The organism is Pectobacterium jejuense, assembly GCF_026800125.1.
In the GTDB taxonomy this organism is placed as follows: domain Bacteria; phylum Pseudomonadota; class Gammaproteobacteria; order Enterobacterales; family Enterobacteriaceae; genus Pectobacterium; species Pectobacterium jejuense.
The window spans coordinates 45,413-61,146 of sequence record NZ_JAPQKX010000012.1; the positions used below are offsets into that span (position 1 = coordinate 45,413).

At 57.0% G+C, this 15,734-nt stretch carries 12 protein-coding genes; 8 read left to right on the top strand and 4 right to left on the bottom strand.

Annotated features, from left to right (window positions below; all coding sequences use genetic code 11):
• The first annotated feature begins 98 nt into the window (after positions 1-98).
• Positions 99-1,061, top strand: coding sequence for a 6-phosphofructokinase (pfkA, locus tag NXT09_RS19415; RefSeq protein ID WP_205549661.1), 963 nt, complete (start codon positions 99-101; stop codon positions 1,059-1,061).
• Between the two features lie 468 nt (positions 1,062-1,529).
• Positions 1,530-2,459 (top strand): LysR family transcriptional regulator, encoded by a 930-nt coding sequence (locus tag NXT09_RS19420; protein ID WP_268580917.1) that lies wholly within the window; start codon positions 1,530-1,532, stop codon positions 2,457-2,459.
• On the opposite strand, the gene NXT09_RS19425 is transcribed toward NXT09_RS19420, so the two are convergent.
• The 4 genes from NXT09_RS19425 to NXT09_RS19440 form a co-directional block, all read right to left on the bottom strand.
• Positions 2,446-3,174: a DUF6250 domain-containing protein gene (locus NXT09_RS19425; RefSeq protein WP_268580918.1), complete on the bottom strand. Its 729-nt coding sequence runs from the start codon at positions 3,172-3,174 to the stop codon at positions 2,446-2,448. The two genes, NXT09_RS19420 and NXT09_RS19425, sit on opposite strands and share 14 nt — an antisense overlap.
• On the bottom strand, positions 3,174-5,960 hold the full coding sequence (locus tag NXT09_RS19430) for an exo-rhamnogalacturonan lyase family protein (RefSeq protein ID WP_268580919.1): 2,787 nt from the start codon (positions 5,958-5,960) through the stop codon (positions 3,174-3,176). Before NXT09_RS19430 ends, NXT09_RS19425 begins: the two co-directional genes overlap by 1 nt.
• Positions 5,961-5,964: 4 nt before the next feature.
• Positions 5,965-8,184 (bottom strand): TonB-dependent receptor, encoded by a 2,220-nt coding sequence (locus tag NXT09_RS19435; protein WP_268580920.1) that lies wholly within the window; start codon positions 8,182-8,184, stop codon positions 5,965-5,967.
• Between the two features lie 173 nt (positions 8,185-8,357).
• Entirely contained in the window at positions 8,358-9,365 is a 1,008-nt protein-coding gene (locus NXT09_RS19440; protein ID WP_268580938.1) for an ABC transporter substrate-binding protein, read from the bottom strand.
• Positions 9,366-9,935: 570 nt separating this feature from the next.
• On the opposite strand from NXT09_RS19440, the gene NXT09_RS19445 reads away from it, so the two are divergent.
• From NXT09_RS19445 to aguB, 6 genes are all read left to right on the top strand, one after another.
• Entirely contained in the window at positions 9,936-10,814 is an 879-nt protein-coding gene (locus NXT09_RS19445; protein ID WP_268580921.1) for an energy transducer TonB, read from the top strand.
• A 10-nt stretch (positions 10,815-10,824) separates the two neighbouring features.
• On the top strand, positions 10,825-11,541 hold the full coding sequence (locus NXT09_RS19450) for a MotA/TolQ/ExbB proton channel family protein (protein WP_095993388.1): 717 nt from the start codon (positions 10,825-10,827) through the stop codon (positions 11,539-11,541).
• Between the two features lies 1 nt (position 11,542).
• Positions 11,543-11,944, top strand: a complete 402-nt coding sequence (locus NXT09_RS19455; RefSeq protein WP_233967739.1) for an ExbD/TolR family protein — start codon at positions 11,543-11,545, stop codon at positions 11,942-11,944.
• A 21-nt stretch (positions 11,945-11,965) separates the two neighbouring features.
• On the top strand, positions 11,966-13,561 hold the full coding sequence (locus NXT09_RS19460) for an ABC transporter permease (protein WP_268580922.1): 1,596 nt from the start codon (positions 11,966-11,968) through the stop codon (positions 13,559-13,561).
• A 17-nt stretch (positions 13,562-13,578) separates the two neighbouring features.
• Positions 13,579-14,337 (top strand): ABC transporter ATP-binding protein, encoded by a 759-nt coding sequence (locus tag NXT09_RS19465; protein WP_268580923.1) that lies wholly within the window; start codon positions 13,579-13,581, stop codon positions 14,335-14,337.
• A 510-nt stretch (positions 14,338-14,847) separates the two neighbouring features.
• A complete protein-coding gene (gene aguB, locus NXT09_RS19470) occupies positions 14,848-15,732 on the top strand; it encodes an N-carbamoylputrescine amidase (RefSeq protein ID WP_039474891.1) in 885 nt (294 codons plus the stop codon).
• Positions 15,733-15,734: the final 2 nt, after the last annotated feature.

A 15,734-nucleotide genomic window follows, 5' to 3' on the forward strand; every position in this document is an offset into this window, starting at 1 on the left:
CTAATAAAAGCATAAGGCGTTGCTGCCTGTTTCACGGCGGCGGTGAATTTACGATAGAAGAATCCTGCAAAATTACATCTACAAGTCCAGAGGTTGTCATGATTAGAAGAATCGGAGTGTTGACGAGCGGTGGCGATGCACCAGGTATGAATGCCGCAATTCGTGGTGTGGTTCGCGCTGCGCTATCGGAAGGGCTGGAAATTTTCGGTATTTATGATGGCTATCAGGGCTTGTACGAAGATCGCATGGAGCAGTTGGATCGCTACAGCGTATCGGATGTGATTAACCGTGGCGGCACGTTTCTGGGCTCCGCGCGTTTCCCGCAGTTCCGTGATGAAGCGGTGCGTCAGGTCTGCGTAGAAAATATGAAGAAACGCGGTCTGGATGCGCTGGTTGTCATCGGCGGTGACGGTTCCTATATGGGTGCCAAGCGCCTGACCGAAATGGGTTTCCCTTGTATCGGCTTGCCCGGCACGATCGATAATGACGTTGCGGGTACGGACTACACTATCGGTTACTTTACCGCGCTGGAAACCGTGCTGGAAGCGATTGACCGCCTGCGCGACACCTCCTCTTCACACCAGCGTATTTCCATTGTTGAAGTGATGGGACGCCACTGCGGCGACCTGACGCTGGCGGCGGCGATTGCCGGCGGCTGTGAATTCATCGTTCTGCCAGAAGTGCCGTTCAGCCCGGAAGATCTGGTCTGCGAAATCAAAGCGGGCATCGAAAAAGGCAAAAAGCACGCGATTGTGGCGATCACCGAACTGGTGTGCGACGTCGACGAACTGGCGAAATACATTGAGAAAGAAACGGGACGTGAAACCCGTGCGACCGTGCTTGGTCACATTCAGCGCGGCGGTTCGCCGGTTGCCTACGACCGTATTTTGGCCTCGCGTATGGGTGCCTACTCTATTGAACTGCTGCAGCAGGGCTATGGCGGCCGCTGTGTCGGTATCCAGAATGAGAAAATGGTGCACCACGACATCGTTGATGCCATTGAGAACATGAAGCGTCCTTTCAAAGGCGACTGGCTGGAGACAGCGAAAAAACTGTTCTGATCCACGAAAGCTGATGTGCTCTATCTCTTCGTCCATTTTTATGCAGATGTTGAGATAGTTTCGTGCGCGATAATGACATTATTTTCATGCTACCTCGTAGCACGCGCCCGACACGGGACGGCTCAAACGCCGCTCGCCCCGTGACCCCAGGCTTTAGGCGGGAAATTATGCCGCTGACGCGGTGCCTTCGTCGGTATCTGGCTTAAAGGACCGCTTGCGACACGTTCCCGACGTGGCGCAAGCTTGAGCCGCATCCCTGCGGCTCATCCTAAGCCCGCTATCTCCTCAGCATAATTTTTTACGCCGGGTAACAGCAAAACTCGCGATGCCTCTGGATTGATGTATTAAGAGACCGTGCTGCATATATAACCGACGAGAATATAAACATCGGTTTTATTATTTTTTCTGCACGTCTAGACCTGCTAGCCTGCCCATTCCTTCCGTCTTGATGACACGCCGATTGCCGCTATGAATATCGATCTTCGCCAACTGCGCCACTTTATTGCCCTGATTGAGCATCGCAATTTTACGTCGGCAGCACAGGCGATGAAGCTTTCCCAATCCGCTTTTAGCCGCAGTATCCAGTCGCTGGAACAGACCATCGGCACGCGTCTGATTGATCGCATGAACCAGTTGGAGCCGACGCCGAAAGGGCTGGTGGTGCTGGAACACGCGCGCCGCCTGATTAATCAGACGCACGATCTGTTTAATGATATCCAGCAGTTCAATGAGAAAGAGGCGGGCGAAGTGAATTTTGGCTGCGGCCCGGCTCCCGCCGCCTGGCTTATGCCACAGGTGATCGGGGATTTCTCGCGACATTACCCAAAGGTGCGGATGGTCTTTCGCGTCGATAACTGGCAGGCGCTGGGCCATCGGTTGATGGCTGAAGAGCTGGATTTCATCGTGGCGGATATGCGCAACTTTGAATTCGATACCCGCTATCGGGTACAGCCGCTGAGCCAGCACCGCTGGGGATTTTGCTGCCGTAGCGGACACCCGCTTGCGACGCAGGAAGAGATCTCCGTTGAGCAGTTCTTTTCCTATCCGCTGGCAGCAACGATCCGCCCACCCAACTTGCACCGCGCGCTGGTACAGCTGAGCGGTAAACTGGATATTCGTACCAGCATTGAATGTGAGAATGGCTACAGTTTGCTGGACGTGGTACGCCATTCGGACGCCATCGGGACAACTAACCATTTCAATGAGCCCGATCGGCACGGTATTCACATGTTGAAGATTGCGGGTCTGGACGACAACACCGATGAATTTTATACCCACTACGGCATTATTTATCTGGCGGACGCCCGCCTGTCGCTGCTGGCGCGCAAGCTGATTGAAACCTTCGTGCAGGTCGACAGCGACCTGCACGGTGCACCTGTGGAGCTTACAGCGGAGTGATGCTGAACTCGCTGATTTCCTGACGCGAAAATACCGTCCGAAAGCCGAAATAGCCGGGGGCAGGCGTATTCGAATAGCTGGCGTGGAAATAGAGCACATCGTCGACCCAAAAACGCGTTTCCCGCCGATCCACTTCAATCACGATGCGATAGCGATGATGAGGACGCAGCAGATGCGCGGCATCGGTGTACTCACCGAGCAGCAGGCGCTCGCCGTGACCGTCGTAATAGCGGAAGCGTGTGGTGCTATTCCAGTTACCGCCCATCCCGACATAGTACAGATTCAGGCTGTCATATTCGTTGAGCTTGCCGTATCGGGTAAACAGGTTCGGGTGGTGCAGGTCGCGCGCGGCCCAGAACTGGTTTAGGTCGGATACGCGGTCGTAAGGGCGATCTGCGACCAGAACTTCCCGCGTGAAGGCGATGCGATAGGTGCCCGAGAGCGGGGCATCCAGCCAGATCGTCAGCCCAGCGGCGCTTTCCAGCGTCAGACGCTCTGGCGTTGTCTGGATCGCCGTGCGCTCAGGATCTTCCTGCTCCACCTGCCAGCGTAGCGGCTGTCCAGAGGAATCCGTGGACCAGAGAAACGTGGAACGGTGTGGTGAATCGATAATGTCACGCGTGCCGTCTGCCTGCGGCGACAGGAGGAGCGTGTTTTCAGTACAGCCTGGGTCAGTCATGGTGATGTCCTGTAGAGTGCCGCCGGGTGGCGGCATTAAGAAGAGGGAATGTCATCCAGCAAGGCCAGCAGGGCGATGGCCGTTAATCCCCACTGGGCGACGGCGTTGGTCGCTAGGTTGGCGGCTGCGGTGCTGCCGGAATGTTTATCAATGGTGGAATCGATCACCGGCTCATCGATGGGGTAGAGCACGATAGGAGGCGTTAAGCGCCGCTGTTCGAGAGTCGGATGGGCGATGCCGCCGCTGCCAGCGGTAAACTCTGCCCAGGCGCGCTGCGCCAGCGCGCGATCGTTTAACTGTCGGGCGGCAAAGGCGGTCAGTCGGGCATGTCCCTGAGCCAGATTGAGCTTTTTCACCGTCTTACCCACGGCCGCGCTTAACGCAACGGGGTCGTTATACAATCGGCAGTAGTCGAGCCACGCGCGCGTAAAAGCGGGGTCGGGCAATGCCTCAACCAGTTCGCTACAGATTTCCGTTAGACCAAAAACTGCACTCAGATGTGAGATCTCCACCTGATCCGGTGGAGCCAGCACGACGCGGCCGGTATCGGGGTCAATGGCCGATCCACCGGTGAAAAAGCCGTGCGGCTGGGCAGCAATGGTCTGCATACTGGTGAGCAGGCGTGCTCGCATTGTCGGATCGCCGTGCCGCTCCCAGGCGGTTAGCCAGGCGGCGGCTACTGCGCCCCAGTCCGTCCCGAAACTCAGGCTGACGTGATGCGGAGCGGCGGGCGATGTCTGTCCGATTTTGCGGCCGGGCAGCACGGTGCCGAGTGTACGCAGCGCTTCGACCTGTTCGTCCATCAGTTCACCGATGCGCTCATCGGCGGTGAGATAGTAGAGAAAGCGGCGGTTGGCGACGGTAGAAATACGCAACTGTTTAGCGCTGTCGCCCCAGTGGCGGACATTGTGCCGCGATCCCAGCGGGCTAAAGCGTCCCAGATGGTGTACGTCCACTTCGCCCGTGTGGCGCGTCATGGCTTCCGCCATGCGAAACGCCTCGGCGCGTCCGCTGTGCAGGAAGTAATACCAGAGCCACAGATCGGTGCTGAGTTCCGAGTTATCCCACGCGTAGCCGCCCACATCGTAGCGCCAGACATGACGGTCGCTGTCATAGGTGTGCATCACGTCGCCGAAATCCCAAAAACCGTACCATTTGCGCTGTTCAACTTCCTGTTGATAGACGTCGAAATACGCATCCAGCTGTTTCTCCAGCCTGATGCGGCCGGGCGTGGTGGCAGAGGAAGAAGGGGCGGAAGCCGGTGCCCAGAGTGGGCCAAACGCCTGCGCGCGGTGCAGATCCTGAGCGTCCGCCACCAGCAGCGGCGGTTGCTGCATACGACGCGCCCGATTCACCAGATTTTCCGCGTCTGGCGTAGCGGGCAGCACATCGATAAACAGCTCGCTGGTGCGTGCCACGCCGACCGCCGACCCGAAGCCCGGTTCGTAATCTTCGTAGGTGATCGCCAGCCCTTCGCGCTGTTTTTCATGGGTATCCTGACCCAGCCCGTCATGGTAAAAGCGCATATCCATCGGTTCTGCCCACGGTGACCACAGCCAGAGCGTGACGGTCGCCGTGTCAGTGTGGGCATTGTCAATTTCCAGACAGGCTGGATAGCTCTGCCAGAAATTACGCAGGCCGAACGCCACGCCACCTTTCGGCGTGCCCAGATAGCCGACGCCCGCCGCCCTTTCGCCGGTGGCGGAAAGGAGCCAGCCCTGTCCGGCAGCGGTGCGTTTGTGTATCTGGAAACCGTCGGGATGGTGCTGCGTCAGGCGGTAGCTGCCAAACGCGGGGATGTAATCCAGCCGTTTCCCGACCTCCGGTGAAAAATCTGCTATCGGCGGCGTGGCTTGCCCGGCTAACTGTGCCGCGATAACGGCCGCGCCGGGATCGCGACGTAGTCCACTCAGGCCGCGTACCGCCTCACGAAAGAGCCCGCCCTGATCCGAAACGAAGCGTACGTGGCGATCGTGCAGTTCTCCCTGTAGCGGAACGTCGAACGCCAGCCCAAGTCCTTTCAGGCTGAGGAGATCGTCGTCGTTGTCATAGATCAGGGTATGTATGACGCGCAGTGAGTCGGTGTTCGCATAGCTATACAGCCGGATAATAAAGGGGATGTGCGTCACCCCCTGCTGTTGCGAGTGGTGCGTACCGCGTAGCGCAATCACCGTCCGCTGCGGCCCGTTTTGCTCCACCGTGACCGTCTCGATCACCCCCTGGTACGCATCCTGCGTCAGCGTGCTATCCGTTTCCGCCCCTCGCTGCATGCGCAACACCAGCCTGCCGTTGGTTAACGCCAGCCGATTATCCCGCCAGATTTCCTCGATCAGACGGGGGCCAGAACGTGGAATCACGCAGCGAATGTGACCGGTATCCACCGTCCAGCCGTGGTCATGTTCGCTGACCATCCCGGCACCCGATGGCTCCTCTGCTTTGGCTGTCGGCCGCAGCGTTAGCCCGTCTTCCGGCGGGGTGTCGCCGCCGAGCGCATGTGCTGACCATTTAATCGAGCCGTCCGGCCAGCGAGCCAGCGGCCAGCTTTGCAGGTCATAAGCGCGCTGCTGCGTGTCATGCAGTTGGAAACCACTGTCGTTGCGCACGGCCCCCTGCGGCCAGGGAACGCCCCAGGTCACGCCGGTGAAAGCGAGAGGGCGCTGTCCGTCCAGCCAGCGCAGGCTGACCTGCGGTGCCGCTTCGCCAGCGTAGGCAGAGGCTGAGGCAGACGGAGCGGCGTGCGCAGATCTCCAGAACGGTGCCGATAGCGCCAGCAGCGTGCTGTCACGCAGGAAGCGTCGGCGTGAGTAAGTCATCTTGTCCATGACGTTAGCCCTTGAAATCGTAACCGACTGAGATTCCGACCATACGTGGTTCACCAATCACGCCCGTTGTGGCGCTGGAGCCTCTGACGGAGCGGTAGTAGTTTTTATCCAGCGCGTTTTTCACCCACAGCGACACGTTCCAGCGGTTGTCACCTTGCTTGCCACTCAGCCCGCTAGACAGGTTGAGGACGCCGTATGAGGGAATGCGGTTGGATTCGGAATCGTCGAGCGTGCCGTAGGCCCAGCTCCGCCATGACCATTGACCGGAAACCGAGGCTTGCAGGTTATTTGGCGTATCCCATTGATAACGCACGCGGGTGTTGTAGCTCAGCGTCGGGGATTTAAAGACGCGCTTCCCAGACATATCGCACGAGGTGGCGGAGATCTCTGCCGGGCAGCGGGCGTTAGGGAAATTCAGGTAGCGGGCATCCAGAACGGTACCGGCCAGACTGATGCTCAGGCCATCAACGGGGCGCAGCGTTAACTGCGTTTCGCCGCCGCGCGAGCGGAATTTCCCAGCGTTAATCAGATAGCTGGTATCCGTTTCTTCGTCATAGGCGTTGTTCTGGAAATCTTCGACGACGCTCCAGAACAGCGCGGTATTCCATTCCACTTTGCGCTGTAGCCAGTGGGTTTTGACCCCCAACTCTGCCGAACGGGTTTTTTCGGGATCGACGTACAGCGAATCAATCCCCAACTGCCTTGCGGCACCGGAGGACACGTTCAGGCCGCCGGATTTTTCCCCGTAGCCTAGCGTGACGTAAGGCGTGACATTCGGTGCCGCGAACCAGTTCAGGCTGATGGATCCAGAGGGCAGATGGTTGGTTTGCGAGAGCGGGCCGGAGTCAAAGGTGGCGCGATTTTTACGCTGGAACGTTCCCTCTTTCTTCTCATAGGTTTGACGTAGACCGACAATGACATCCAGTTTATCGGCAGCATGCCAGGTCCCGCGGCCATAGACGGAATAAACGGTGTCATCCAGCGTGCCAAAACGCTGCACGTTAATGCCCTGATAGCCATTTCCTACCCACGTCCGCACGCGGTTGTCGTTGTAGTAGCGACTGTTCGCCTCGGTATCGAGGTTCTCTCCCCAGTAATCGACGCCCACTGAATAATCGAAGGTATTGCCTTTGGGCGAGTCGAGCCAAAAACTTTGCGACCAGACGCGATCGCGTACGTCAGCGCCGCTGTCACGATAGAGCGGGATATTCCAGTTATCTGCCGTGCTGGGCAACACGCGGAAATAACGCAGTGATGACAGGGAGTTGAGGCTATAGCCGCTCTTCAGCTTCCAGTTGGCCTCGACTGATCCACCGCCTTGCGCAACACGAATAATATTCTCGTCATCCATCGCGACCTGACGACCGCCGACGACCTTGAGGCCAGTTTGTTGCGCGCGGGTGCGGAAGTCGTCAGTTGCACTTACCAGCACCGAGACCGGGCGCTGGGTAGAATCGCTGTAGTCACCGGTGATTCTGAGGCTAAAGCTGTCATTGGGCTGATACAGCAGCTGACCGCGCACGCCGTTATTGGTGCTGCCTCCTAGCTTATGGCCGTTTTCGATATTCGTGACGTTGCCGCCGCGCTCCGTGCGCGACAGGTTGATGCGTCCCGCCCAGTGGTCGCTGAGTGGCCCAGACGCCATCAGTTTGGATTGCAGATAGCCGCGCTGTCCGAACGATTGCTCCAGTGAATATTCAGGCGTGAAGGTCGGCTTGCGGGTGCGAATATCAATCGCGCCGCCGGTGGTATTGAAGCCGTAGGCCGCGCCCTGCGGGCCTTTCAACACGCGGGTGCTGTCGATATCCAGCAAGTCATTAGAGATGACGCCGGGGCGGGACAAGTAAACGCCATCGACAAACAGGCCCACGCTGCCCGGCATACCGATGTTGGTGCCGCTCTCGCCGCCGTCGCCAATCCCGCGAATGGTCACGGTGGTGTCCATCACATCGACGGTATCGACATCCAGCCCTGTCACCAGCTGCGACAGTTCTTCAAAGCGGTAGATCCGCTCTTCTTCAAGCGTTTTGCCATCGATCACCGATGCCAGCGTGGTCGGCGGCTGAACGGGCACACGCTGAGCGTTAACTTTCACGCGTTTCAACTGGACGGGAGCGGCGGTTACCGCCTCGGTGCCGGGTATTACTTGTTGTGATGGGCTATTCGTTGTGATTTGCGGATCGGCTGCCCGCGCTATCGCGGGCAGCGTTAAGACGCAGCTCATTAAAATGCCGGACGTTATGTTGCGCTGGTGTTTTTTAAAATACGGTTGATGTTTTTTTAAATACTGCTGGTGTCTTTTAAAATACATAGTTTCTTCCGAATATCGTCAATAGGCTGCCGATTGCCGTGAAATTCACGGCAATACGTGGGCTATAATCTGTTGGGGGAAATAAATTACTGGGTTGCTTTCAGATAAGAATCATCTAGCCATTTGTCGACATCAAAAGGCTGTCGAATAAGGCGTGACTCATAGGCAAGTTTTACCGCGCGTTTTAATTTTTCCACGTAGGCGGTATCTAATTCGGGTGAAAGACGCTCAGATAATGGCGGTAATGTATCCCATTCGACGCGTAATATATTTTCCGGATAGCCTGACTGGGTGGCTAAGAGTTGAATAAATTCATCTTTATTTTTAGCATCGCTGGCCCAGTTTGCTGCTTCGCGCTGCACTTTAACTAAGCGCCGCAGAATATCCTCGTTGCCTTTGGCAAATTTCTCATCCACCAGCAGGAAGCCGCTGAGCTGGCCTGCGCCGTCCAGATCACGGCTCGACAGCGGAATGTCCGCCAGTCCTTTATCTCGCAGCGAAAGCGTATTGCTGCCGCCCCAGGTGGCGTCAATCTGTCCAGCGGCTAACGCCGCGCTGGCTGCCGCGAAATCGAGATTGATCAGCTTCACGTCAGAAGGCTTCAGGCCCTGTGAATCGAGCGCGCTAACGAAGGACAACTCGCCCGCTGTTCCGCGAAAGATCCCAATACGCTTGCCTTTCAAGTCGGGGATTTTCTCAATGCCGGAGCCTTTCGCGACCGCCAGATAATGGTTGATGCCGCGTGATGCCACGGCGATCACGCGCGTATCCAGACCGCGAGAACGACCGATAATGCTGGCTAAATCGCCCAGATAGGCCACGTCAACCTGATGGTTACCAAACGCTTCGTTGATGACGGGGCCGGCGCCTTTGATGAATGTCCAGCGGACGCTGATCCCGTCTTTGCTGAACTCGCGCTCTAGCAGCTTCTGGCTATGGATGACGTCGAGCAGACCGCCGCCGCTAGGTTTTGTGCCCGCGCCAATGTCTGGTGCGGCAATACGAATTTCAGTGATAGCCGATGCGATGCCTGACCAGGCTATACCCATTGCCAATAAGCCGGTCACTAACCATTTTCGTCCTGATGTTGTCATTTCTTGCCCGCCAGTGATGAGGTGTTTGAATGTGAGTGTGCGAATATCGATGTTGTTATTGCGCCGGTTTAGCACGGCGTCATCTTGTTGCAGAACCACATTTAAAGGCTTGGCAATAAACTGACTAATACAAAAAAAGCATTATTATTTTTAGTAAATAGCTAAATCAGCATTCATCGCTTATTTCATCACTATGCAGCGAACGAAAAAAAACTATTCCAACTATGCATTAGCCTATCGGGACTTATTGCCTTTAGTTTGTCGTTAGGCGATGAATGCCATTATCTTTCCAATTAAATAAATATCGATATACAGATACATACGTTGACTTTATTAAGCACGCGAGAAGAATCAATTATTCAAATGCTATTTCAGGTCATCTATCCATGACGCCTGCAATGTGAAGTGTGGCGGGTAAATACCCTAAATAATTCGAGTTGCATGGCGGCGGCAATCGAACGAGTCCCCAGGAGCTTACACAAGTAAGTGACTGGGGTGAGTAAGGGAAGCCAACACACAGGCAATTTGAAGTATGACGGGTATAAATACACACGGTCAGGAGCACATACCATGACGGAATTACTCTATGCGGGAGCGGCGTCAGGATCCCGGTCTTATTCACCGGAGCCGACTACGTACGCCAGCCGGGTGAGCGGCGTCGTGCAGCCGCGCTTGCCGACGCTGAATACGACGGTGTCGTCCCGACCGGAACGCTGGCTGGCGGTGATCGCGACGTTGCTATTGCACGCGGCGGTGCTGGCGTTATTCAACAGCGCATCGACACCGCCCGTTACGGTGCCTGCCCGGCCACAGCCTGTCAGCGTCGAGCTGGTTGCGGCGGTTGCCGAACCGGTGCTGCAAGCCCAGCCTGTCGAACCTGAACCTATTGAGCCTGACGTCATAACGCCACCGCCGGAACTCGCTCCGCCTCCTGTGGACAAGCCGGTGGATGACAACGCGCTGTTGCCGCCCGCTCCTGAGAAAAAAGAGCCCGAGAAAAAAGTGCCTGAGAAAAAGCCTGAACCCGTGCCGAAAAAGGTCGCGGTGAAAAAGAGTCCTCCCGCACCGACGCCGAAACCTCAGGCGGAAGCCGCATCGGCAACAGCTCCGATAACGCCTGCTCCGGTGGCGCAAAAGGCCGTCGCGCAGCCCGTTGACGCACCGCTGACGCCGCCGCTCGCGAATGCTGACTACCTGCACAATCCCGCACCGTCTTATCCCGACGTGGCGATTAGCCGCGGTTATGAAGGCACCGTGCTATTGAACGTGCAGGTGCGTGCTGATGGAAAGGTGCAAACCATTCGTATCCATCAATCAAGCGGCTATCCCTCGCTGGACGACGCCGCCAGAGACACGGTGCGGCGCTGGTCCTTTGTTCCGGCGCGGCGCGGCAGTCAGCCGGTTAGCGGCTGGGTGGTTGTTCCCGTCGATTTTTCGCTAAATTCATGAGGTATTGGTTATGACGCTCGGACACATTGAACTCTTTTCTGCGGAAGGCGCAGTGATTCTGTTACTGCTGCTGTTTTCTCTCGTTACCTGGGGGCTGGGGCTACTGAAATTCGTCCAATACGGGCGGGCGCAGCGGCGCGATCGACGCTTTCGTGCCGCCTTCTGGCAGCAGGATGACGTTAGCCAGACGCCAGAAACCAGCGCAAAACAGCCCGGTTCCCTCGCCAATCTGGCGCTGGCCGCGGTCAAAGCGCCGGAGCGGATTAGCGGGCAACTTGCTCTGAATATTCATCTGCCCGATCGGGTTGAGCGCGCGCTGCAACAGCAGATTCAGCGTGAACGTCGTTCGCTGGAAAGCGGACTGGCGGTTCTGGCCAGTATCGGCAGCACGTCGCCGTTTATCGGCCTGTTTGGCACCGTTTGGGGCATTATGGCGGCGTTGCAGGAGATCGGGCTTTCTGGTTCTGCCAGCCTCGACACCGTTGCAGGGCCGATTGGCAACGCGCTGATTGCGACTGGAATTGGGATTGCCGTCGCAGTTCCTGCGGTGCTGATCTACAACTACTTTTTACGTCGCCTCAAGCTGGCTGTCGCGGACATGGATGACTTCGCCCATGACGTTTATAGCGTGATGCAGGCACACGATTTTCATGTCAGCACGTTTCCTACCAGCGCGGAGCCATCGGCCGCCGCTTTCTCCGTGAAGAACCTGAGAGAGGTGGTCTGATATGGCGTTTACCTCGCGTAATGATGAAGACGTCATGAGTGAAATGAATATCACGCCGCTCGTGGACGTCATGCTGGTACTGCTGGTGGTGTTTATTGTTACCGCGCCGATGCTGACCAATGCCATTCCGATTCAACTCCCTAAAACGTCGGCGGTGGCACCGGCCGATCGCGCCGATCCGGTGGTGATTAGCATTGATGGCGAGCAGCGTGTCTTCATCAATAAAGAAAGTCTGGCACGCGAACAGCTGGTGCCGCGCCTGCAACAGGCTAAAGCGGGTAATGCGGACTTGGTGGTGCAGGTGCAGGCGGACAAAGAGGTGAATTACGGGGCTGTCGCCGCGCTGCTGGCCGATGTCGAGCAGGCGGGGGTTACGCGTCTATCCCTGCTAACGCAGAAATAACGTAGCCGGATACCGACGATCATGATGCCCAAATACCCGTTGCGGATACGCTCCGCCCCTGACGTTTCGCCGATCGCCACGCTGTCGGCGGGATATTCCGCGTTGGTTATTTCATTAGTCGTGCCGCTGCTGGTTCTCGCTGGCTGGTGGCTTGCCAGCCGTCACGGATGGATGTCTGAACAGATCCTGCCTTCGCCGCTGGCGGTCATCGATAGCGCTCGGGCTTTTATCCCCGAAGAGCTGATTCATCAACTGCCTATCAGCCTGATACGATTGGTGATTGGTTTTAGCGGTGGGATCGTGTTGGGTCTGGTGTTGGGCAGTCTATTTGGCCTGAATCGCCGACTGAATGCGCTGTTTATGCCGCTCTTCACCGTTATCGCGCAGATCCCGACGCTGGCCTGGATTCCGCTTTTGATGCTGTCGCTGGGTATCGGTGAGGCGCTGAAACTGGTGGTGCTGGTGAAATCGGTGACGGTGCCAGTGACGCTTTATACCTGCGCGGGTATCCAACAGACGCCACAAAAGCTGCATGAAATGGCGCGCAGCCTGCGTTTACCGCCCGCTGCCTTCCTGCGTTACCTGATTCTGCCTGCGATGTTGCCGTATGTGATGACGGGCATTCGGCTGGCGTTTTCTACCGGATGGGTTGCCTTGATCGCGGTCGAGCTGTTGGCATCCAGCGAAGGACTGGGTTATCTGCTGGTACAAAGCCGCCAACTGTTCATGCTGGATTTGGTGTTCGTCTGCATTCTGATTATTGGAGTACTGGGGTTTGCCGGGGAGCGCGTGCTGCTGAAGCTGGAGCGTCGTTGGATTCACTGGCCCGCGCCAGTGCTGGGGCGCGATAGTCTGAGCACTGCATTGCCAAGCCTGTCGCTGACGCCTTGGTTAGCGCCATTAGTACTGGTTGCGCTGTGGCAGGTGAGCAGCGTGCACGAGTGGGTGAATGTGGCTTTTCTTCCCGCACCGAGCAGCGTGATTGACGCGCTGTGGACGGGGCTGGTTCAGGGCGGGCTGTCGGCCGATCTCCATGCCAGCCTGCTGCGTGCGCTACAGGGATTTGTACTGGGCAGTGCGATCGGCGTGCTGGTCGGCGCGTTACTCGGCGGTTGGCGCATTGCCGACAGGCTGTTTAATCCGGCGCTGTCCGCGATGCGCTGCGTGGCGCTCTTTGCCTGGCTGCCGCTGATCACCGCCTGGTTTGGTTTAGGGGAGAGCGCCAAAATCGTGTTTATCGCCGTAGCGGCGTTCTTTCCTGTGATGCTGGCAACCCGCCAGGGGATCGCCCAGCTTCCGCCTGCGCTATTGGAAGTGGCGCAGGTTCTGCGTCTGACGCCGGTTCAGACGCTTCGCACGTTGATACTGCCCAGCGTGTTGCCACCGCTGTTTTCCGGTCTACGGCTGGCGCTCATGCATGCGTGGACGGGCGCGATTGGCGCAGAGTATTTCATGCCGTCGGGGGAAGGGCTGGGCGGCATGATGATTCGCGCACAGCAGCTGCTTGAATCCGATCGCATCATGGCGGGCGTGGTGCTGATTGCCGTGGTGGCCGCGCTGTTTTCCCGATTGATTACCTTATCTGAACGGCGGCTGACCCGCTGGCGCTTTGCGTGACCGTTAACGGAGAATCTATGTCCCTGCATTTTCAGCACATTACTAAACATTTTGCCGTCAACGGCGCGCCGCTGACGGTGTTACAGGATATCGATCTGTCGTTGCTGGCTGGCGAACTGGTTGCGGTCATTGGTGCCAGCGGCTGTGGTAAATCGACGCTGTTGCGTTTGGCGGCCGGGATTGATACCACGGAACGTGGGCGCATTCTGATTGGCGAGCGGCCTGTGCGTGGGATTCCCGATGATGTCAGTCTGGTGTTTCAGGAACCGCGCCTGTTTCCGTGGCTCACCGTGACGGACAATATTCGCCTCGGTATGCTCAACCTCGATCTTTCTCCTGCGGAAGCGACGCGCCGTATTGCACGCTATCTCCAGATTATGGGGTTGGAAGGCTTTGCCGACGCGTGGCCGCACCAGCTGTCGGGCGGAATGGCACAGCGCGTGGCGATCGCCCGTGGGCTGGTGTCGACGCCGCGTATTCTCTTGCTGGATGAACCCTTTGGGGCGCTGGATGCGTTGACCAAGCAGCAGTTGCAGGTGCGTCTGGCGGAGATACGCCAGCAAACGGATTTGACGATTCTGCTGGTGACGCACGATGTGGAAGAGGCGGTTTTTCTGGCGGATAGAGTGGTGGTGATGTCGCCCCGACCCGGTCGGATTAGCGCAATTTTGCCTGTGACGTTGCCCTATCCTCGCGACCGCACCAGCCCAACGCTATTGGAACAGCGGCAAGCGGTCAGTCAGGCGCTACATCAGGCGGATACCGTTGCGGCCTGATGCTGCTGCCTACCGCTTTCTCTCAATCTTAATCATCGATAGAAACCGCCGTGGAAAAGGCGATTGAGGTTGCTGACAAAGTCCGTAGAGCGGGAGTAACGGATAGACCGTAAAGACGCTGTAAATACATCCCTGTACGCTCGGCTTGCGCCATCCCTGGCGCAAACGCTTTACTCTTCTATTCCGTTATTCCCGTTTTCGTTCGGCAAATAAGTTTGTTGACAGTCTGAACCGCCGTGGAACGGCGGTTTTTCTTTTCTGCCCGTCACGCGAGATCCATGCATTTTCAGCATAGTGAAGTGCTGTGATTAACTGGCATAATGCGCATGTCATTTTCGGTCAATACCTTAACAGGATATTCCTATTGGGCATGCGCAGGTGTGTTGGCCTACACTCGTTAAGGCCGCGCTGGTTAGCGCCGATGCATAATCGTGACCGAGAGAAACACTTATTGCCGATACTTGCCGGTGAGAAAGGGCGGGTATATATCGTTATTATTGAGGTTTTCGCATGAAAAAAGTTACCGTTGCCGCAACACAAATGGCGTGTTCCTGGGATCTGCCTAAGAACATTGAAAACGCCGAAAAACTGGTGCGACAAGCGCATGCAAAAGGCGCGCAGGTTATCCTGATTCAGGAACTGTTTGCCGCACCGTATTTCTGTATCGATCAAAGCCCGGAGCACTATGCGCTGGCGCAGGAGCTGGAAACCAGCCCGCTGATTAAGCATTTTTCCGCACTGGCGGCGGAGCTGAACGTGGTGTTGCCGTTAAGCTTCTTTGAACGTGCCAATAACGCCTATTACAACTCGCTGGTGATGATTGACGCGGACGGTTCCGTGCTGGACGTTTATCGCAAAACGCACATTCCGAACGGTCCGGCGTATCAGGAGAAGCAATTCTTCATTCCGGGCGATACCGGCTTTAAAGTCTGGCAGACGCGCTACGCAAAAATCGGCGTGGGCATTTGCTGGGATCAGTGGTTCCCGGAAACCGCACGCAGCCTGGCGTTGCAGGGGGCTGAGCTGATTTTCTATCCGACCGCAATTGGTTCCGAACCGGCTTACCCGGACATCGACAGCCAGCCGCACTGGACCCGCGTTCAGCAAGGTCACGCCGCTGCGAATCTGGTGCCAGTAATCGCCTCCAACCGTATTGGTACAGAAGCCAGCAAATACATCGATGGTCTGGAAATGACGTTCTACGGTTCATCCTTCATTGCTGACCAAACCGGTGCGCTGTTGGCTCAGGCCAACAAGACAGATGAAGCGATTCTGGTGCATGAGTTTGATTTAGAAGCCATTGCTGCACAGCGTGCGTCATGGGGCTTGTTCCGCGACCGTCGCCCGGAAATGTACGGCACGATTGCTACCTCTGACGGCAAGACTCGGAGATAAGT

Excerpts from the sequence above, each read along its gene's own strand:
- NXT09_RS19435 (WP_268580920.1), bottom strand. The coding sequence starts at position 8,184 with ATGAGCTGCGTCTTAACGCTGCCCGCGATAGCGCGGGCAGCCGATCCG.
- pfkA (WP_205549661.1), top strand. The coding sequence starts at position 99 with ATGATTAGAAGAATCGGAGTGTTGACGAGCGGTGGCGATGCACCAGGT.
- NXT09_RS19425 (WP_268580918.1), bottom strand. The coding sequence starts at position 3,174 with ATGCCGCCACCCGGCGGCACTCTACAGGACATCACCATGACTGACCCA.
- NXT09_RS19455 (WP_233967739.1), top strand. The coding sequence starts at position 11,543 with ATGGCGTTTACCTCGCGTAATGATGAAGACGTCATGAGTGAAATGAAT.
- NXT09_RS19430 (WP_268580919.1), bottom strand. The coding sequence starts at position 5,960 with ATGGACAAGATGACTTACTCACGCCGACGCTTCCTGCGTGACAGCACG.
- NXT09_RS19460 (WP_268580922.1), top strand. The coding sequence starts at position 11,966 with ATGATGCCCAAATACCCGTTGCGGATACGCTCCGCCCCTGACGTTTCG.
- NXT09_RS19445 (WP_268580921.1), top strand. The coding sequence starts at position 9,936 with ATGACGGAATTACTCTATGCGGGAGCGGCGTCAGGATCCCGGTCTTAT.
- aguB (WP_039474891.1), top strand. The coding sequence starts at position 14,848 with ATGAAAAAAGTTACCGTTGCCGCAACACAAATGGCGTGTTCCTGGGAT.
- NXT09_RS19465 (WP_268580923.1), top strand. The coding sequence starts at position 13,579 with ATGTCCCTGCATTTTCAGCACATTACTAAACATTTTGCCGTCAACGGC.
- NXT09_RS19420 (WP_268580917.1), top strand. The coding sequence starts at position 1,530 with ATGAATATCGATCTTCGCCAACTGCGCCACTTTATTGCCCTGATTGAG.
- NXT09_RS19450 (WP_095993388.1), top strand. The coding sequence starts at position 10,825 with ATGACGCTCGGACACATTGAACTCTTTTCTGCGGAAGGCGCAGTGATT.
- NXT09_RS19440 (WP_268580938.1), bottom strand. The coding sequence starts at position 9,365 with ATGACAACATCAGGACGAAAATGGTTAGTGACCGGCTTATTGGCAATG.